Origin of the sequence: Chryseobacterium sp. C2(2020), from assembly GCF_014218915.1 — a bacterium.
Classification (GTDB): Bacteria; Bacteroidota; Bacteroidia; order Flavobacteriales; family Weeksellaceae; genus Chryseobacterium; species Chryseobacterium mucoviscidosis.
This window is the reverse complement of the sequence record NZ_JACLCT010000006.1, coordinates 47,810-67,430: the sequence shown is the minus strand read 5'-3', so window position 1 is coordinate 67,430 and position 19,621 is coordinate 47,810. Positions and strand designations below refer to the sequence as shown.

Here is a 19,621-nt window from a genome sequence, read left to right as displayed (position 1 = left end):
ATTTAGAATTTTTTTTGCATTTTTATTAATGCACCCCACTCAGATCAATCTTCTCTTTGCTTTTTCGTTCTTTAATAAATAAGATGAACGGAATACAGACAAGGAAGATTACCCCAAGATAAAGGAAAACATCCATGTAAGAAAGTACGGTTGCCTGTTTCGTTACAGAAAGATCGAGCATTTTGTAGGCGGCGTTCATTGCGGCATCGGGAGTCATTCCTTTTGCGATAAAACTGCCTTTCAGAGCCTGTAACCTTTGCTGTACGGCAAAATCGGTCTGGTCGAGGTGCGAAATAAGATTCACCCTGTATTTCTGGCTCGCATTGGCAATGAATGTGGTGATCCCGGCAATTCCGAAGGAACCTCCAAGCTGTCTCATCATTCCTGTAAATGCAGCTCCCTGTCCGATTTCCTGCCCTTTCAATGTACTTAAGGAAAGCGAGGTGATGGGAATAAACAGTAAACCCAGTCCGGCTCCTCTTACAATCAGCATCCAGAAGAAGGCATCTTTTCCCGTGTCCGGAGTTAATATTTTATATCCCCAGAAACTGTAGATAAAGAAGATAAATAATCCCAGTGAAACCAAAATCTGCTGTTTAGCTCCTTTTGAAAGCAGTCTTCCGATAATCGGCATCATGAAAGCCGTCGTTAAAGCTGCCGGAATCATTAAAGCACCCGACTGAAGTGCCGTCCATCCCAAAATACTCTGGGTATATAAAGGAACGATAAACGTTGAGCCGTACAAACCAAATCCTAAAACAAAGGACATCACGGTTCCGATTCTTAAGTTTCCGTTTTTCAGAACACGGAGTTCAACGATCGGATATTTAAAGGTAAGTTCTCTCCATAGGAAAAGGATAAATCCTAAAACCGCAGCGGCTGTAAAGAAAACGATCATTCCGCTGGCAAACCAGTCTTCTTCATGACCTCTTTCCAGAATAAACTGTAAGGAACCTACGGTAATTGCCAATAATGCAATTCCAATCCAGTCTACATCGGAAATCTTTCGTTTTTCGGCATATTTCGGACTTCTTACAAACTGAAGCGTCATTAAGGTTGCCGCAATCCCGATCGGAATATTGATGTAGAAAATATACGGCCAGCTAAAATTATCCACAATATATCCTCCCAAAGGCGGACCCAATGTAGGACCGATAATTACCCCAAGTCCGTAAATTGCCTGTGCCATACTTCTTTTTTCCACCGGATAAGATTCCGTGATGATGGTTTGTGAAGTTACCAGAAGCGCTCCCCCACCGATTCCCTGCATGAGACGGAAAAATACAAGCTCCCAGATGTTGGTTGCATTTCCGCATAAAAAGGAGAAAACGGTAAATATAATAATGGAAGCCGCAAAATAGTTTCTTCTCCCGAACTGCTGGGAAAGCCAGCTCGTCATCGGAACAATAATTACGTTTCCGATCGCATATGCGGTGATTACCCATCCTACTTCGGAAAGGGTGGCTCCAAGATTTCCCTTCATTTCATTCAGGGCAACGTTTACAATCGTGGAATCCACTATTTCAAGCAAAGCACAAAGAATTGCCGTAATCGTAATGATTACTCTTCGGGCTCCATATTCTACTAATGAATCTTGCATAGTTTTTTTAGTGTTGTATTAAAAATCAAGAGATTTGAGATTCGGAAATATGAACAAGTTTTTACGAACCAACTTTGTTCTCTCATCACGGGGATGAGGTTTCAGAAAAATTTAGCTGATTAAAATTTCATCAAAGTATTTCCAAATCTCTAAATTTCTCAATTTTAAAAAAGTGAATTGTCAATAATCATCCTCTGCATGGTCTTATTTTTACCTCTGCATTTTCCTCTTCATGATCTGTCTTCATTAAACCGGAATTCTGCTGCATCGTTCAGCTTCTTCATTTTAACATCAATTTTCTTCTTCATATCCGGCAACCGCTTCATTTATCGTCTTCATTTCCTGTTTCCTATTCATGATCTTTCTGCATTACACCGGAACCTTCTTCATGGATCAACTTCGTCATTTCCACATCTATCATTGATCTCTCTTCATTATCCGGCATCAGCTTCATCATCGATCTTCAAATTCATTTCATTAAAAAATGACTTCTCCTTCAAAAATTGACAATTCACTTATATATTTTTGAAAAAAGTGAATTGCAGTTATCAATCTTTCATTGTCAATTCTACTACTTCATTACATCTCATAACCGATCTGCTTCTGCATTGCTGACAATTCACTTATTTTATATTTTTATTTTAAAGAAACTTCTGCTTTTACATTCATTCCTGTTCTTAATCTTTTGGATACATTTTTATCCAGATTTACAAAATCGATTTTTACAGGAAGTCTCTGTACTACTTTTACGAAGTTACCACTCGCATTATCCGGAGGAAGTATAGAGAAGGTAGCTCCGGTTGCTGGAGAGAAAGAACTTACCACACCGTCAAATTCTCTGTCCGGGAAAGCATCAATCTCAATTTTTACTTTTTGTCCTTCTACCATTTTATCAATCTGAGTTTCTTTGAAGTTGGCAATCACCCATTTCTGATCATTTTTAACCAAAGCAAACAATTGTGAACCTGCCTGTAAATACTGTCCTGCTTGAATCGGCACTTTTCCTACATATCCGTCTTCCGGTGCTACAATTACCGTGTAAGATAAATTCAGTCTTGCATTTTCTACATCCACTTCTCTCTGTTTTGCAACGGAATTTGCCACCCCGATCTGCTGAGAACTTGCTGCGGTCTGAGAAGAAGCGATATTGGTTTGCTGTGCAATCTGGTTTCTCTGATCGATTAAAACCTGAAGCTGCTTATCTGCAGACTGTTTTGCTGCCAGAGCCTGCTCATACTGCTGTTCTGTAATAGAGTGGTCTTTCACAAGATTGGCATATCTTTTTAAATCCTGAGAAGTTTTCCAAACGTTTACTTTTGCGGCTTCAATCTGTGCATTCGCTGTAGTAACAGCGGCTTCAGAAGAATTTATATTTTTTGAAGTTGCCGTTGTGGAAGCCTGTGCATTAGAGATGCTGCTTTTCGCTGTTGCCAAAGCTGCTTCTGCCTGCTGTAAAGCCATTTTCTGATCTCTGCTGTCCAGAATAACCAGAGTATCTCCTTTTTTTACAAACTGGTTGTCTTTTACTTTTACTTCCGTTACGTATCCTGAAATTTTAGAAATTACGGGAGCCATATTGGACGCGATCTGTGCATCGTCTGTTTCTTCATGAACCTGCCCGTAAGAATAGGTTCTGTAACCGTAGATTCCTCCGCCGATTAAAACTACTGCTAATATGATAGGGAAAACTAAACTTTTTTTCTTTTTAGGTTCAGCCGTTTGTGTAGTATTATTTTCCATTGTGGGTATAAGTTCTTAATTTTATTTGTTTGTTAAAGTTCCGGTGGTCTGTAATAGTTTTCTGTAAGCTAAAGCGGCATCTGCTTTCGCATTGATCACTCCTACGTTCGCTGAAATCTGTGCAGCATCTGCATCCAGAAGTTCCGTCATCGTAGCCAAACCGTTATCATATTTATTTTTTGTAATTCTGTAATTTTCGTTAGCCTGTTCTGCAGATTTTTCGAAAACGGCAATTCTCTTTTTAGAATAATCTGTGTTCTGATATTCTCTGTTTACATCCAGCTTGATGTTGTCGTTTAACAACTCGTTGGTTGCAGCCAACTGCATTTCTCTGGCTTTTGATTGTTTAAGCGAAGAGTTTTCTTTCCATAGGTTTGAAAGATTGTAAGAAATTCCTACGCCTACATTTACCGCATTATAGATCGTTAAAAACTTCGGAATATCTGCCGCCACATAACCTCCTGTAAAAGCAATGGAAGGAAGATTTTCTGCTTTCGCGGATTTTGTTCCCAAAGCTGCAGCCTGTCTCTGCTTGTCTAAAGCCTGAAGGTCTTTACGGTTTTCTCTGGCTTCATTTAAATAGAAATCAAGCGCTTTTACTTCATTTCCTTCATCTATATAATTCTGGTCTACTTCGATTTCTGTGGTTTCCGGAAGTCCAAGCAATAAATCCATATTGATATTGGCAATATTGTAGTTGTTTTTTGCTTCCAGCAACTGAAGTTCGATGTTTGAAGTCTGCAAACTCGCTTTTAAACGGTCATTTCTCGCAATTACTCCGTTGTTTTCAAGTTTAAGGAACGTTTCGTCTCTCTTTTGAGAAGCGGTAAGGTTTTCTTCTAAAACTTTGATGGACTGGTTGGCTTTAAACAAATTATTGTAAGCCTGTGCCACGTTATAAGCAATGGCTACTTTGTCATTTTCAGTGGTTAATTTAGATGCTTCCACTAAATATTTTGCAGATTCTATTCCGTATTTTATTCTTCCTCCGCTGTAAATCGGAACGCTGACATTCGCTGATCCGTAGGCAACCTGATGAACTTCCGGACCTCCTGCTCCTGAAACTCCGGGAAGTTTAATATCAATATTTGGTTTTAAAGGAAGATACATATAGCTTCCTGAAATTTTCAGCTCCGGAAGCTGTCTGTTTTTGGCTTCCAAAAGATTGGCTGTAGCTTCTTCTATTTTTGCAGCATCAATTTTAAGATTTTTGCTGTTCTGGATTCCCAACTGCACGGCATCATCAAGAGTGAGTGTCTTTTTCTCCTGAGCATTTGCGTTTGCAATCCCTACAAATAGAGCGAGCGCAAGGACTGAATTATTTATTTTCTTCATAACCTAGAAGGTCTTTTAGTAGATATTTAATATGTTTATTAAGTTCTGTGTAATATTTTTCATCAAATATTTCTTCTTCATTGGTGTCGTTAAGGAATTCCTTATACATTTCTTTGGCATTAGAAGCGTAAAATAAAGTTCCGCTCACCGTGGAATGAAGGAGATAAATGGGAGGATTTTTTGTAAAAATTCCTTTCTGAAGACCGCTTTCCAGAATTTTTGAATACATGGAAATGAATCCCATTTTGGTTTCTTTAAGAAATTCTACGATCTGCGGATTTTCTGCATGAAGCTGCTCTCTCTGCATAATTCTGTAGAAACATTTGTTGTGTCTTACTTTTCCTGCAAACTGATCTACGATTTTTTCAACTTTTTCCCATTCGTTGATATCGGTTCTTTCGATAATATCTTTGGAAAAAAACTGTCCTTCGCTCATTCTGTATTCTACCAGTTTCTCGTACAGCTTTTCTTTGGAACCGAAATAATAAGAGATCATAGAAATATTCACATTTGCGGCTTTGGCAATTTCTCTTGTTGAGGTTCCTTCAAAACCTTTCTCGGCGAAAAGCTTTTCTGCGGCAAATAATATATTCTCTTCTTTTGAAATCATCTTTTACTCTGTATCTGTTTTTCGAGGTGCAAATCTACAACCAATTTTTCATAAATCAAACGATTGATTGATTTTTTAATAAAATTTAATTTTTTTTTAATCTTAAAGTTCTTCGAATGGAAAATTGTTATATTTGGATTCAATTAAAAATTTAGATCATGAAAAAAATAATTTCTGTTTTAGCCATCACTTTATTCACTTTCAACTTTGCACAGGAAACTCCGAAAGGCGCATGCTGCGCAGGAAAAGACAAGAAAGAATGCTCGACAAAAGATAAAAAAGCCTGTGGAGATCATAAAAACTATGATGCTAAACACAAAACAGCAGAAAACAGTTCTAAAACGACCGATAAAAAAGCTTCTAAAGTAAAGAAAGCAGCTTAAAATAAAAAACTCCGAATTCGTTTCGGAGTTTTTTATTTAGCTTTTATGAATGTATCTTGATAATTTTATCCCGAGATCTGTCCAGACAATTTTAGGATTTCCGTTTCGGGTTAAGTGCAGATCTGCGGTATTGATTTCTTCCAGAATGCTTTCAATATTCGCGCCGCTGATGAATTTTGAGAATCCCATCCAGTTAAACCCATTGGCATCAATCTTTTTATAGACTAAATTCTCCGACTGATAGTTCTGCAGCAAAGCGAGTCTGAAAATCTCGGAACAGTAATTTAAGAAGTTTTTCTGCTTTTCCCGGTTCCAGCCTGCAATTTCTCTTGCCCAAAGAATGATGCTTCGCAGAAATTCAGGTTTCTTTTTTACCATAAATGCATCACGAACCCACTGAACAAAAAGCTTTTCAAACTCATCGGTTTTATTCCCGGATTGTAAAAGCTTTAAGGCTTCATTCAGATTTCCCTGAGCTTGATGAATGATCTCTCCTATTTTGTCCTCCGAAACAGTAGTATTATTTTTGAGGTAGACTTCAAGATCTTCATCGTTTATTCTCGGTACTTCTACAATCTGTGTTCGGGAAAGAATGGTTGGTAAAATATCGTTGGTAGATTCTGCGGTAAGCAAAATAATTGTTTTCGCAGGAGGTTCCTCTAAAAATTTCAGGAATTTGTTGGATGCTGCGACATTCATTTTATCGGCTCTCCAGACAATGAGAATTTTAGTTCCGCCTTCGTAACTTTTTAAAGAAAATTTCTGGTTCTGTTCATCAATTTCATCTGCCGAAATAAAAAGCTGCTTGTTTTCGGATTCTAAAACAGCCGTCCATTCATCATATCCCGCATACGGAGATTTAAGAATCATTTCCCTGAATTCATCAAATTTATTTTTGCTTAATGAGTTTTTATTATCTGTAAAAACGGGAAAGCTGAAATGTAGATCCAAATGATTGAGATGCTCTACTTTCGCACCGGCGTGAGGATTTTCACTGCTCAGAATTTCTTTAGCATACGCCAAAGCAATCGGCAATGTTCCGTATCCTTCTTTGCCGACGAAAAGCTGGGCATGGCTTACCCTGTTTTCGGCGATACTGTCTCTAAGAAGTTTTTTCAGACTTTCCTGTCCGGCAATGTTCTCCCAATTCATGATTCAAAGATATGAAATTTGTAATTTGCAGAATGTGAATTTTTACTTTACAGGTGAATTTTGCATCGCAAATGAATTGTGAATTTTATCATGAGGTATGTAGATATTGTACATAAAATTAACACCCAAAGCGAATTTACAATTAAGAATTCATCATAATTATAGCTATTCATCCCCCTTAACAAACTTTAACCTCTTATAATTTTTACAATTCATTAATATTTAAGATATTTGCGCATTGTTTTAAAAATAAAGAATGAAAAAAATCTTTGTACTATCATTGATATCAGTTGGATATTTCCTTAACGCGCAGAATCTGAGTAACTCTCCTTATGCAACTTACGGAATCGGAGATGTAAAATATGATAATACGATCGAAACTACCTCAATGGGAGGTATATCTACCGCTTTTATAAGCGATTTTACAAGTAATTTCAATTTTGCAAACCCTGCAAACAATGCTAATTTCGAGCTTACAAGTATTAAGCTGGAAGCTACCAACGAAAACAATTACTTTAAAACAAACTATAATAATACGAAGTCTACCAAACATTCTACGTATTTATCTAATATTTCTATTGCTTTCCCTCTGTCTCCAAAATTGAAGATGGGGATTTCTTATCAGCCGTACAGCTCAAAAAGCTATGATATTATCCACAGAGATACGCTTTCTGCAGGTAATATCAGAGCCAACAGATTTAAAGGAAGCGGAACTTTGAATACGGTACAAATGGCTTTAGGATATAAAGTGAACGATAAACTTGCTGTTGGAGCAAGAGCAAATTATTATTTCGGGAATCTTTATGACCTTAATGAACTGGCTTATTCCAATGCAGAATTAATTAACGGATACGAAACGAGAAACAGCATCCACAATTTCAACTTTACTTTAGGAGCAAGCTACCAGAACCTGAATACAAGTACAGACAAAAAACTTACGATCGGAGCTACTACTACTTTCGGAAATACGAGTAACATGACGACCGATTATGTAAACAGTACGTATTTCTATTCTGATGCCGGTGCTACTGTAAAAAGTAATGAAAGCATTATCGACCAGAAAAGTACAAAATCTAAAAATCTTTTGCCATTACAGGCTTCTTTAGGGGTAGGTTATGGAGAAGAAAACAGATGGTTTGTTTCTCTTCAGGGAGATTATAAAAAGGGGGAAAATATTAATTATTTTGGAAGTACGCTGGATCTTCAGGATTCTTACAGAATTTCTGCCGGAGGTTGGTATTTACCGAATTATAATAATTTCAGAAGTTATTTTTCGAGAATCGTTTACAGATACGGAGCCTTTTATGAGAAAGGAAATCTTCAGATTGCAGGACAGAACATTAATAAGTTCGGTATTTCCGGAGGAGTTCTTCTTCCGTTCAAAAACAGCAGCATAACGAGAATGAGCGGTCTGGAACTTGGTCTTGAAGTAGGAAAAAGAGGAACTACTAAAAATAATCTGATCAATCAGAATTTTATAAACCTGAGAGTTGGTTTCAATTTTGCGGATAAGTGGTTCAGAAAGACTCTATACAACTAAAATGAAGTTATTTAGAAACATATCATATAAAAAAAATATAGCATACCTTTTTAGTTGTGCTATATTTTTTGTGATAACTTCCTGTGAAGAAGATCTTACGAAAAATAAAGGCAAACAAAGCAAAAATTTCCCTTCACAGATCATTAATAATGCAAATATCATCCAGAGAGATTCCGGTTTTGTGACGATGAGGGCAAAAGCTCCGATCATTGAAAAGTATGAGCTGATCGACAGTCCTTATACGGTTGCAAGGAAGGGAATTGACATTCAGTTTTTCGACAAGAAAAAGCCGAAAATCCCAGGAACAATTAAGGCTAAATATGCTAAATTCTACGATTACAAAAAGTTTTACGAAGCAAAAGGAAACGTAAGAATTACCACCAATGAAGGCGATAAATTTGCTATGCAGAGCATTTACTGGGATCAGGTAAAGAAGAATATCTACACCAAAGATACAGTGTATGTAACGAGAAAAGACGGAAGTACGCTGATCGGCGCACACGGAATGCGTGCAAAAGATGATTTTTCCGAATATGTTTTCTTCCAGAATTCAGGAGATTTTGCGGCGCCTGAAATTTCTCAAAACAAGAAATAATCAGATGGTTTTTCATGCAATCGGATTGATGTCCGGAACAAGTTTAGACGGACTGGATATCTGTTTTGCCAGATTTGAAAAACAGGATCAATGGACATTCCAAATACTGAAAGCAGAAACCCTTCCCTACTCTAAAAACTGGGAAGATAAGCTTAGAGACTCTATTCACCTTTCTGCGGAAGAACTGCTGGAACTGAATTCGGAATATGGTTTTTATTTAGGGAAATCTGTTAAAAACTTTATCGAAAAGCATCAGATAAAAACGGTTGATCTGATTGCTTCTCACGGTCATACGGTTTTTCATCAGCCTCAGAAAAAATTTACTTTACAGATCGGCGACGGAAGAGCAATTAAGCTCGAAACAAATTTGCCTGTGGTTTACGATTTCAGGAGTCAGGATGTTTTGATGGGCGGAAATGGCGCGCCGCTTGTCCCGATTGGTGATGAATTATTGTTTTCGGAATACGACGCCTGTCTTAATCTTGGCGGATTTTCTAATATTTCAATGAAAATTGGGGAGAAAAGAATAGCTTTTGATGTTGCTCCGGTCAATATTATCCTGAATAAATTGGCTCAGAAATTCAATAAAAATTTCGACGAAGACGGTGATTTAGCGAGAATAGGAAAAATTAATAAGAATTTACTGTCTAAATTAAATTCGCTGGATTTTTACAGCCAGTCTCATCCAAAATCATTGGGAATTGAATGGTGTAACGAGAATATTTTTCCTCTTTTTGGAGATATTGAAACGGCAGATATAATGGCAACCTTTACAGAGCATACTGCAGAACAGATTTCTAAAATTTTCAATATTTATAAGCTAAAAAGTGTACTTTTCACAGGTGGCGGAACGTATAATCAATATTTAACTGAAAAGATAAAAGCCAAAACCAACGCTGAAATTATTATTCCTGAAAAAGAGATTATTGATTTCAAAGAGGCTTTAATCTTTGCATTCATGGGAGTTTTAAGGTACAATAATGAAATTAATGTTCTGTCTTCTGCAACGGGAAGTTTGCAGGATCACAGTTCTGGAATCATTGTTTAAAGCATAAAAAAACCTTCATTGCTGAAGGTTTTCGTTTTATTTGTAAACTTCGATCTTATCGGTAAGTGTATTAATGAAATTCTGAAGAGGTTTTTCTACCATCATTTTAATAAACGGGTTGAATTTTCCTTCAAACAGCATCTGAACTTCGGTCTGATTTTCATTTAGAGGGTTTAAAGCCGCTGTTAAAGAAAAATCTAAGCTTGAACTCGCAGACTTCAACACTGCTTTTTCATCGGTTACTTCATCAATTTTCAAAGCAATTTCCGGCATTCCCTGCAACCCGAATTTAAATCCATCTTCTCTCGTTTCAAATTTCTGAAGACCATCCGGCATGAAATCTTTGTAATTTTCCGGCGATTTCAGGATTTCTACCAAGTCTTTAGATGATTTATTGACAATAATCTTTCGTCCTTCTAAATTCATTTTTTATTTTTGTATTTAAATTCTTAATTCTTACAAATATATGTATAAAGTTTTTGTGAACGAAAAAAAATTACTGTTGTCTAAGCAATCTGAAAACTTAGAAAAAACGCTTGGATACGAAAACGTCACAAGCCTGGAAATCGCTTTGGATCTTCTGGAAAATACATCGGTGAAAGAATTGAATGTTTTCGGCGAGAATATCGATGAAATATGGGCAGAATTTCAAAAGCTGTTCAGAATTATCGAAGCAGCGGGAGGAATTGTAAATAATCCTGACGGTGAAATTCTTTTCATTAAAAGATTAGGAAAATGGGATCTTCCGAAAGGTAAAATGGAGAAAGGAGAATCCCGGGAAGAGTCTGCTGTACGTGAAATTGAAGAAGAAACCGGACTTTCTAATGTAGAACTGGTAAGGTTTATCAATACAACCTATCATATTTATATTGAAAGAAACGGCGATAAAGTTTTGAAATGTACGCACTGGTTTGAAATGAATTTCGATGGAGAAGATACTTCAAAACCTCAGATTGAAGAAGGGATTACGGAGGTTGCCTGGAAAAACACCACCCAGATCGAAGATGAGGTTTTCCCAAGCACATTTAAAAATATTAAGCTGATTGTAAAAGAATTCTGGAATACGAAGGCTAAATAAAATCAATCGCTTTCTCCAGTGAAATTCCTCTGGAGGCTTTTAACAAGATGTTTTCAGATTTTAGTTTGTTTAAACTGAGATATTCTACTAACTCTGCTGTGTTTTCAAAAGATTTTGAAGAATTATTTACTGCTTTAAAATGTTTTCCAACGGTAATGATTTCGTTGAAACCCAAATCATGCGCTATTTTTAAAATATTTTGATGTTCTACCGTACTTTCTTCTCCTAATTCCAACATATCGCCTATAATAATCGTTTTTGAACCTTCAAAGTTAATGAAATTGTGCAAAGAAGCAGTCATAGAACTCGGATTAGCATTATAGGTATCCAAAACTAATGTTTTCCCTTCCTTTTTCACAATCTGGGAACGCATATTGGTGGGCGTGTAATTTTGGATGGCATTTTTAATGTTCTCAAAATCGATTCCGAAGTAAAGACCTAAACTCGCCGCCGCGCAAAGGTTAGTGAAATTATATTCTCCGGTAAGCTTTGAAACTGCTTTATGATCTTTATACTTAAGACCTACAAAGTTTTCTTCTGAAAATAATTCAAACTGATAATCTGAATCTTCTTTTCCGAAAGTAATTTTTGGTGAATAATTTTCAGTTTTTTCAACCTGAACAGGATCATTTTCGTTAACAATGATCGTTTTTTTATGATCTTTAAGATAGTCGTACAGCTCAGATTTTCCTTTAATTACTCCTTCGTATCCTCCGAAACCTTCCAGATGTGCCTTTCCGAAGTTGGTAATATATCCGAAATCCGGCTGAGAAATGGAACTTAAAAGAGTAATTTCCTTTTGATGATTGGCTCCCATTTCAATAACGGCCATTTCATGTTCCGGTTTAATGGAAAGAAGTGTTAAAGGAACTCCGATGTGATTATTAAGATTTCCAGAGGTATACTGTACATTAAATTTTTCGGAAAGAACTGCATGAATGATTTCTTTTGTTGTCGTTTTTCCGTTACTTCCTGTTAAACCGATGATAGGAATCTGCAATTGTTTTCTGTGATGAATGGCAAGCTGCTGCAAAAACTCCAGTGTAGAATGAACGAAGAAAATATTTTTTTCTTTATTTTCAAATTCCTGCTGCTCAACAATCACGGCTAAAGCACCATTTTCAACTGCCTGTTCGGCCAAAGTTGCTGCATTGAAATTTTCTCCTGAAAAAGCAAAGAAAATATCATTTTTTCCTACTTTTCGACTGTCGATGGTAACTTTTTCTGCTTGTAAAAATAGCGGATAAAACTGTTCTGTATTCATAGTTCAAAAATAAAAAAACCCTCCAGAATTCCAGAGGGTTTTTTGAAAATTATTTTGATAAATATTATCTTCTTGTTCTACCTTTTTCGTTGGCTCTCGCATCCTGAGCTACACGGAATCCAATCCATCCGTAAGCTTTATCCTGAGACTTGTATCTTCTCTGTCCCGGATCTAACCAGTATGCAGTATCCTGCCAAGAACCTCCTTTTACAACTCTTACGTCATTAGTAACAGCAGAAGTTCTTTCTTTTCTGTCTTTTTGCAATACTACTTTACCCTGAGCATCTACAATAAATCTAGATTTCGGAGAGTTGTACATATCGTAAGAAGTAGCAGAATCTGATGCAGTTCTGTAGTCTAAAGAAGACATTCTGTCACCATCTCTGTAGTTTCTGTAATCTGCGATTGTTTCTCTTTCGTACTGACCCGGCAAGTTTCTGTAAACTAATCTTCCATCAGCTAAAGTGTCATATTTAATACTGCTTTCGTCTACCATTTTGTAAGTTCCGTCTCCGTTTCTTACGATAGCCTGCGGCATATTTCCTCTATAGTAGTTGAAGTCACTGAAATCTTCATCGATGATTGGTCTGTAAACATCGGCAGTCCATTCTGCAACGTTACCGTACATTCCGTAGATTCCTAAATCGTTAGAAGGGAATTGTCTTACGTCTGAAGTTCTTGCAGAACCGTCGTTTTTCCAGCCAGCAATACCTGAGTAATCTCCTGTTCCCATTTTGAAGTTTTCAAGGAACATTCCTTTTTCTCTTCCTTTAGTACCTCTCAGTTTTTCAATTTCAGGTTTTTTACCCATATACTGATTGTACTCTCTGTTTTTAGCCATACCTAAAGCTGCATATTCCCATTCAACTTCTGTAGGAAGTCTGAACTTCGTTACCATTGCAGCGTTCGGAGCTCTGTTTGCAGCTAACAATCTCTGGTTTGTAGTTTTCAAACCTGTTTTCTGCTGCATTCTTTTTTCATTGATGTAACCTTGCATTTCAGGATCATTCGATTTGAATTTATCCATGTTGAATGCTGTTCCACCTTGGTTATTAGATTCGTTGATATACAAATCTTTCGCAATGATACCGGCTTGCATTAAAGCTTTCTCGTTCGCTCTGTCTGACAACCATTCGCAGTATCTGTTTGCCTGAGTCCAAGACACTCCTACTACAGGATAGTAATCGAATTCAGGAGCACGGAAATACGTCTCGTTGTAGTCATTTCTAGATAATTTGTTGTCCCACAATAAGGTATCCGGCAACGCACCGTTGTAGATTTCCTTAAAGCTTGGATCGCTTGGTGGGAATACGTACTTCAACCATGTAAGGTATTCGCGGTATTCGTAGTTAGTAATTTCAGTTTCCCCGATGAAGAATGAACTTACCTGCATTCTGCGAGGCGAGTTATTCCAATCGTGCATAACATCATCTTTCACTAATCCCATTGTAAAAGTTCCACCTTCTACATATACCATTCCCGGCCAACCTTTTTGTTTTTGTTGCTTTCCTGCAAAAAACCAACCTTGTTTCTCGTTTGGTTTCCAACCTGTTTTGCTGACAAATTTTTTAGTACCGCCGCCATTATTAGATCCTCCGCAACTGGTTAATGCAAGTGTAGAACTTAATGCTATTAATGAAAACAACTTTAGTTTTTTCATAGTCGATATAAATATTTTCAAAGTACAAAGAAAAAATAAATTATTCAATAAATCAAGTAAAGAGTTGATTTTTTTGAAAAACGTTAACAAATTAATTTTATTGTATCACAATTTAATTATAAAATTTTCATTTATTTTGTAATTCAGAAATTTCAATAGTAAACATGAAACAAAAAATTTCTCTATTATTCTTATTAAGCTTTGTATCAACACTTTGGGCTCAAAGGATCACTATCGAATGGGATGGTGCTAAAATTCGAGACTTTGGTGAGACAAAACTCAATCTCCCAAATTTTAAAAATCAGGGATTTTTATTCAGCCAAAATAACATTTTTATCACAACTAAACAACAAGTTGGCGAAAACCAGTTAAAAGTTTCTAATCCTGTCTGGGAAAATGTTTCTGCAAGGGAGTTGTTTTCATTAAGCAAGGATCTTATTACGGATCAGGAGATAAAAGATGTAGTTTATTATAATGCCGACGGAGCAAGATATGCAAGCGCCAATGTGTCTCTTTTTAAAAATGTAAAAGGGCAAATCCAAAGATTGTCTTCATTTGAACTTTCGGAGACGAATGTTTCCAACAGTTATGGAAATACCTTAAAATTAGGAACTACAAATAATCCTTTATCATCAGGAACTTTTTATAAAATAAGAGTTGATAAATCCGGAATATTTAAAATAACCCGACAGTTTTTGCAGGATAACGGCATCAATCCTTCTTCTGTAAACCCTAAAAATTTCAGAATTTACGGAAACGGCGGAATCATGCTACCTGAAAACAATCAGGACGCAAGATACAGTGCTCTTCAGGAAAACGCGATTCAGGTAGTGGGAGAAGACGACGGTGTATGGAATGATAATGATTATGCTTTATTCTACGCACAGGGTCCGAATGGCTACAATTTATACAATAATTCGAACGGAAACGGTATTAAAAGAATTGAATCCAGAACATATCCGAGTGAAAACCTGAAGAATATTTATGAAGATTATTCTTATTACTTCATCAATTTTGATAAAGGTCCCGGAAAGAGGGTTCAGCCGGTAGATGTTAATTTACCTGCTACTCCTCTTATCACAAGATTTGATAATTATCAGGTAATTAATGTAGACCAGAAAAACCTGATGAGAGTAGGAAGAACATGGGTGGAAGATACTCCTTTTGTAACAGACAAAACGGTTACTTTTACGACAGCCTCTCCTATTCAGTCTGGTGATGATATCCGCTATAAAGCACAGGTTATTGGCTATAAATCTCAAAAGAACAAATTGCTTTATAACATCAATAATCAAAATCCGATTCCTTTTACGGTTCCTACTCCGGATCTGAGTTCAACATATGAATTTTATCCTATGAATTATTCGGGAGTCATATCCGGGTTAAGCGGAAATCAGATTACCATCAATATGAAACCTGATATTACCCTGAATCCGAACGGAACTTTCTATCCGGATTATTTTGAGGTACAATATAAAGATAATTTAAGCTTCAACGGTACTCAGATGAGTTTCCGTGATTTTTCTCTGGTTACCGGAAGCAATACCACTTATGGTTTCAGTCTTTCCAACGCTTCTGCGGCAGAGCAGATCTGGGACGTTACGGATATTACCAACGCCAACAGAAGGGTAAATAAAGCAGCAGGAAGTGCATCATTTAATTTTGCTTATACAGCATCTAATCTGAACTTCAATAATGAATTTGTAGCTTTCAGAGCGGATGCGGCATTCAGTCCTTCATTTGTAGGAAGAATTAATAACCAGAATATCTCTGCATTGGAAAATGTGGATTATCTAATTATCACAACTCCTGAAATGTTGGGACAGGCACAAAGAATTGCCAACTATCACCAGACCAAAAACAATTATAATGTACAGGTGGTAGATACAGAGAAAATCTATAATGAATTCGGAAGCGGCAGCAAAGATCTTACGGCGATCAGAGATTTTGTAACGAAGCTAAATACTCCACTTGGAACATTGAAATATGTATTTATTTTGGGAGATACCTCATTTGATTATAAGAACAGAATCCCAGGTAATAACAATATCGTATCCAGCTATCAGAGTGAAATTTCTCAGGATGTGATAAGATCATTCGTTACTGATGATTATATTGTGATGACAAAACCACAGACTGTAAGCTACATCGATTTTAATCTTCCAGATCTTCCTGTGGGCAGAATTCCGGCTGCCAATGCAACGGAAGCTTCCAATATGATTGATAAGACTTTAGCTTATTATAACAGTTTATCCGGTCAGTCTACGCCTTTCGGAGAATGGAAAATGAAACTGGATTTTGTTGTGGATGATGATAACGACGGAGGTCCCCCTTTCCATACCGTAATGAATAATTCTCTTGTAACGGTTTTTGAACAAAATAATACGACTCTTAAAGAGTATAACGTAAGAAAACTTTACCTTGATGCTTTTCAGGCACAAAGTACAGCGGGAGGACAAAGATATCCTCAGGTAAACCAGGCGATCTCCAATGATATCGGAAACAGCCTTTATCTTTTCTATTTCGGACACGGAGGAATCAACGGATGGGCACAGGAAAGAGTTTTAACATTATCTGAAATTCAGAATGCAAATAATTTCTCTAATGTGTACAGCAGATTTCCGTTTGTATCTACAATTACCTGCGAGTTCACACTTTGGGATGATCCTGACGTTTCTTCCGCAGGAGAACAGTTTATGAAGCTTAAACAGGGAGGTCCTGCAACAATGATTACTTCTAGCCGTGCAATCGACGTAGGTTATGGAGTAGACTTTACCAACCTTTTTACGCAAAATATCTTTAAACTTACCAACGATGACTTCGATACTTTAGGATATGCCCATCTGAATGCAAAAAAACAGAGAGGAGCTTCTTCAGAACATTTAAAGGTTAATTTCCTAGGAGATCCTGCAATGAAACTGACCAGACCGAAAAGATTATTGGTTATTGATAATATTGAAACTCCGGTTCCGGGATTAATCAGAGGATTGGATTTTGTAAAAGTAAAAGGACACATCAATAATCCGAACGGAACGGTAAATACAACGTTCAACGGAAGAGTGGTCATTAATATTTTTGATAAAAGATTAAACAAAACTACATTGAATAACGACGGAGGATTAACTCCGGTTCTTCAGTACACCGAGGAAGGAAGTGCTATTGTAAAAGCTTCCGGAACCGCTGTAAACGGAGTTTTCACTGTAGAATTTTATGTTCCGAAAGACATCAACTACGCAGTGGGTACAGGCAGAATTTTAGGATATGCAGATAATAAATCTTCTGATGTATTCAACAACCAGCCGGTTCAGGTGGGAGATATCAATCCGAACGGAATTAATGATAACGAACCGCCAAAAGTAAAACTGTATATGAACAATACCAACTTCGCAGACGGCGGTATCACAGACCAGAACCCGATGTTACTGGCTTGCGTTACGGATGATACAGGAATTAATTCCACAGGTTCTGGTATTGGTCACGATATTACAGTATATTTGGACGGACAAATTATCAATACAATTGTACTGAATGATTTTTATGCTTCAGGTGAAGGAAACGGATGTTTAAGCCCTAGTTTAGCAGACTATCAGAAAGGAAATGTAACGTATCCTTTCAGAAATCTTGCGGTGGGACAACACCAGTTAACATTTAAAGTTTGGGACATAAACAATAATTCTACAACTGCTACGTTAAATTTTGAAGTTAAGGATGAAGCGGATCAGCATTTGGTAATTAACCGACCTCTGAACTGGCCGAATCCGTTTACGAACAAAACGTATGTTCAGTTTGAGCATAATTGCGACGATATTCTGGATGTAAACGTTCAGATTTATACAATTACAGGAAAATTGGTAAGAACTTTATCGCAGCCTGTGGTTGCAGAACCTTTCCTACAGGGCTTTAGAACGCCACGTCAGGCAATAGAATGGGACGGAAGAGACGATTTTGGGGCAACAGTAGCAAAAGGTACGTATATTTTTAAGATATTTGCAAAAAGTCAAAATCAAGAAAAATGCAAAGGAAGTGCTACGGCTGTAGAAAAAATGGTACTTTTGAAATAAATTTAAAACGATAACAGTAATAATATTAACAAAAAACTGATAATATATAAAAGACAACATATGAATTTAACTACTAAACTGCTTTTAGGAATTGGGTTAAGTGCTGGTTTTTTAGGCTATTCTCAAGATTTAAGCCTGGTAAGACCTGTATTAACCGGAGCTCCTTTCTTAAGAATCGCACCAGATGCAAGAGCCGGAGGTATGGGAGATCAGGGTGTGGTAACCTCGCCGGATGCTTTTTCACAATTCTGGAATGCAGCGAAATATCCTTTCAGCAGATCGAGTTCTTCCGTAGGGTTAAACTACACGCCTTACATGGGAAAACTTACCAATGATGTGTTTTTATTATACGGAGCCTTCCACAAATTCTTAGGGCAGGAAGAAAGATCTACCATCTCTGCAAGTATTTATTACTTCAATATGGGAGAAGTAGATCTTACTCAGTTAGTAGGAAACGAAGTAACATCCATGGGAACATCAAAACCAAACGAATTCTCCATCGATGTAGCTTATGGTCTTAAACTATCCGATTCTTATTCCATGGCGGTTACTGGGAGATACATCCGTTCAGACTTAGCCGGAGGATTCAACACAGATACTACGCTTAAACCGGCAAACTCTTTTGCGGTAGATGTTTCAGGATATTATACCTCTCCGAGATTTTCAAGTTTAGGAGGAATGGACGGAAAAATCAACGCCGGTTTTGCGGTTCAGAACTTAGGTCCGAAGCTGGATTACACAGGAAACGAAGATTCCAGATCTTACCTTCCAACTATGGCTAGATTAGGACTTGGTTACGATATGTATCTTGATGATATGAACAGAGTGGGATTAAGCTTTGAAGGTTCAAAAATCTTAGTTCCTGGTTCAGAATATGCAGGAATTGACCCGAACACAAGACAGCCGATCTATCAGGTTCCGAACGTTGGTGTAATGGCAGGAATCGGAAAATCCTTCAAAAACAAAAACTCCATCATGATGAGCGGTGCATTAGAATATTCTTATGACAATGCATTTTCTGTAAGAACAGGTTACTTCCACGAAAGTGAAGAACAGGGAGCAAGACAGTTTGCAACTGCGGGTATCGGATTAAAATACCGTTCTTTCGGTCTGGACGTTTCTTACCTGATCAATATGTCTAAAATTAATACCGCTTTGGATAACACCCTTCGTTTCGGACTTACATGGAACATCGGTGATGAAACCTCAAACGTAGATAATTAAAATCTGAAACATACCATACAAAAGTCTCATAATTTATGGGACTTTTTTGTTTTTAGAACTCTACTTCTTTTTCAGGAGCTTTTTCGTGCTATCCGCTCATACTCCTCGCTCCTGCGCCCGCCAATCTCAATCCCTCCCCTTTCCCATTTCTGCTGTGGGTTAACCGCTGCTATCACGGCTAGGTTTTTGTATGTGATTTCAATATTTCGGAATAATGACAAGCTCATACTATAATACATATTGGATATATAAAGACCACCCCGTCAAAAATTCTTACGAATTTTTGCCACCCCTCCAAAGGAGGGGAATCACAAAGCTCCTATCTATGAAA

General features: G+C 37.1%; 15 protein-coding genes. 7 read left to right on the top strand and 8 right to left on the bottom strand.

The window, feature by feature from the left end:
* Nucleotides 1-25: 25 nt before the first annotated feature.
* The 4 genes from H6W52_RS05455 to H6W52_RS05440 form a co-directional block, all read right to left on the bottom strand.
* Complete coding sequence (locus tag H6W52_RS05455) at nucleotides 26-1,600, bottom strand: DHA2 family efflux MFS transporter permease subunit (RefSeq protein WP_116096477.1); 1,575 nt, start codon at nucleotides 1,598-1,600, stop codon at nucleotides 26-28.
* Nucleotides 1,601-2,236: 636 nt separating this feature from the next.
* Nucleotides 2,237-3,340: an HlyD family secretion protein gene (locus tag H6W52_RS05450; protein ID WP_116096479.1), complete on the bottom strand. Its 1,104-nt coding sequence runs from the start codon at nucleotides 3,338-3,340 to the stop codon at nucleotides 2,237-2,239.
* 21 nt (nucleotides 3,341-3,361) lie between these two features.
* Nucleotides 3,362-4,675: a TolC family protein gene (locus tag H6W52_RS05445; RefSeq protein WP_116096481.1), complete on the bottom strand. Its 1,314-nt coding sequence runs from the start codon at nucleotides 4,673-4,675 to the stop codon at nucleotides 3,362-3,364.
* Complete coding sequence (locus tag H6W52_RS05440; protein ID WP_116096483.1) at nucleotides 4,659-5,285, bottom strand: TetR/AcrR family transcriptional regulator; 627 nt, start codon at nucleotides 5,283-5,285, stop codon at nucleotides 4,659-4,661. Before H6W52_RS05440 ends, H6W52_RS05445 begins: the two co-directional genes overlap by 17 nt.
* Before the next feature lie 158 nt (nucleotides 5,286-5,443).
* On the opposite strand from H6W52_RS05440, the gene H6W52_RS05435 reads away from it, so the two are divergent.
* Nucleotides 5,444-5,668 (top strand): hypothetical protein, encoded by a 225-nt coding sequence (locus H6W52_RS05435; protein WP_116096485.1) that lies wholly within the window; start codon nucleotides 5,444-5,446, stop codon nucleotides 5,666-5,668.
* Between the two features lie 36 nt (nucleotides 5,669-5,704).
* Here H6W52_RS05435 and H6W52_RS05430 read toward each other — a convergent pair whose 3' ends face one another.
* On the bottom strand, nucleotides 5,705-6,820 hold the full coding sequence (locus H6W52_RS05430; RefSeq protein ID WP_116096487.1) for an ATP-binding protein: 1,116 nt from the start codon (nucleotides 6,818-6,820) through the stop codon (nucleotides 5,705-5,707).
* A 256-nt stretch (nucleotides 6,821-7,076) separates the two neighbouring features.
* Here H6W52_RS05430 and H6W52_RS05425 point away from each other — a divergent pair, with 256 nt between their 5' ends.
* The 3 genes from H6W52_RS05425 to H6W52_RS05415 are packed head-to-tail and all read left to right on the top strand — an operon-like array spanning nucleotide 7,077 to nucleotide 10,003.
* A complete protein-coding gene (locus tag H6W52_RS05425) occupies nucleotides 7,077-8,360 on the top strand; it encodes a hypothetical protein (RefSeq protein ID WP_087711379.1) in 1,284 nt (427 codons plus the stop codon).
* 1 nt (nucleotide 8,361) lies between these two features.
* Nucleotides 8,362-8,955, top strand: coding sequence for an LPS export ABC transporter periplasmic protein LptC (gene lptC / locus H6W52_RS05420; RefSeq protein ID WP_087711381.1), 594 nt, complete (start codon nucleotides 8,362-8,364; stop codon nucleotides 8,953-8,955).
* A gap of 4 nt (nucleotides 8,956-8,959) precedes the next feature.
* Nucleotides 8,960-10,003 (top strand): anhydro-N-acetylmuramic acid kinase, encoded by a 1,044-nt coding sequence (locus H6W52_RS05415; RefSeq protein WP_116096563.1) that lies wholly within the window; start codon nucleotides 8,960-8,962, stop codon nucleotides 10,001-10,003.
* 36 nt (nucleotides 10,004-10,039) lie between these two features.
* Here H6W52_RS05415 and H6W52_RS05410 read toward each other — a convergent pair whose 3' ends face one another.
* The gene (locus tag H6W52_RS05410) at nucleotides 10,040-10,429 is read right to left on the bottom strand and encodes an SRPBCC family protein (protein WP_116096489.1); all 390 of its coding nucleotides are present in this window, start codon (nucleotides 10,427-10,429) and stop codon (nucleotides 10,040-10,042) included.
* Nucleotides 10,430-10,469: 40 nt separating this feature from the next.
* Between H6W52_RS05410 and H6W52_RS05405 the strand changes: the two genes are divergently transcribed.
* Nucleotides 10,470-11,081 (top strand): NUDIX hydrolase, encoded by a 612-nt coding sequence (locus H6W52_RS05405; RefSeq protein ID WP_116096491.1) that lies wholly within the window; start codon nucleotides 10,470-10,472, stop codon nucleotides 11,079-11,081.
* Here the strand turns inward: H6W52_RS05405 and H6W52_RS05400 are convergent.
* Together H6W52_RS05400 and gldJ are read right to left on the bottom strand one after the other, a co-directional pair.
* Nucleotides 11,074-12,345, bottom strand: a complete 1,272-nt coding sequence (locus H6W52_RS05400) for a UDP-N-acetylmuramoyl-tripeptide--D-alanyl-D-alanine ligase (RefSeq protein ID WP_116096493.1) — start codon at nucleotides 12,343-12,345, stop codon at nucleotides 11,074-11,076. The two genes, H6W52_RS05405 and H6W52_RS05400, sit on opposite strands and share 8 nt — an antisense overlap.
* Before the next feature lie 64 nt (nucleotides 12,346-12,409).
* Nucleotides 12,410-14,005, bottom strand: coding sequence for a gliding motility lipoprotein GldJ (gene gldJ, locus H6W52_RS05395; protein ID WP_116096495.1), 1,596 nt, complete (start codon nucleotides 14,003-14,005; stop codon nucleotides 12,410-12,412).
* Nucleotides 14,006-14,169: 164 nt separating this feature from the next.
* On the opposite strand from gldJ, the gene porU reads away from it, so the two are divergent.
* Together porU and porV are read left to right on the top strand one after the other, a co-directional pair.
* Nucleotides 14,170-18,066: a type IX secretion system sortase PorU gene (porU, locus tag H6W52_RS05390; RefSeq protein ID WP_116096497.1), complete on the top strand. Its 3,897-nt coding sequence runs from the start codon at nucleotides 14,170-14,172 to the stop codon at nucleotides 18,064-18,066.
* A gap of 60 nt (nucleotides 18,067-18,126) precedes the next feature.
* Nucleotides 18,127-19,290 carry a type IX secretion system outer membrane channel protein PorV gene (gene porV, locus H6W52_RS05385; RefSeq protein ID WP_116096499.1) on the top strand — a complete coding sequence of 388 codons (1,164 nt, stop codon included), beginning with the start codon at nucleotides 18,127-18,129 and terminating at the stop codon, nucleotides 19,288-19,290.
* The last annotated feature ends 331 nt before the right edge of the window (nucleotides 19,291-19,621 follow it).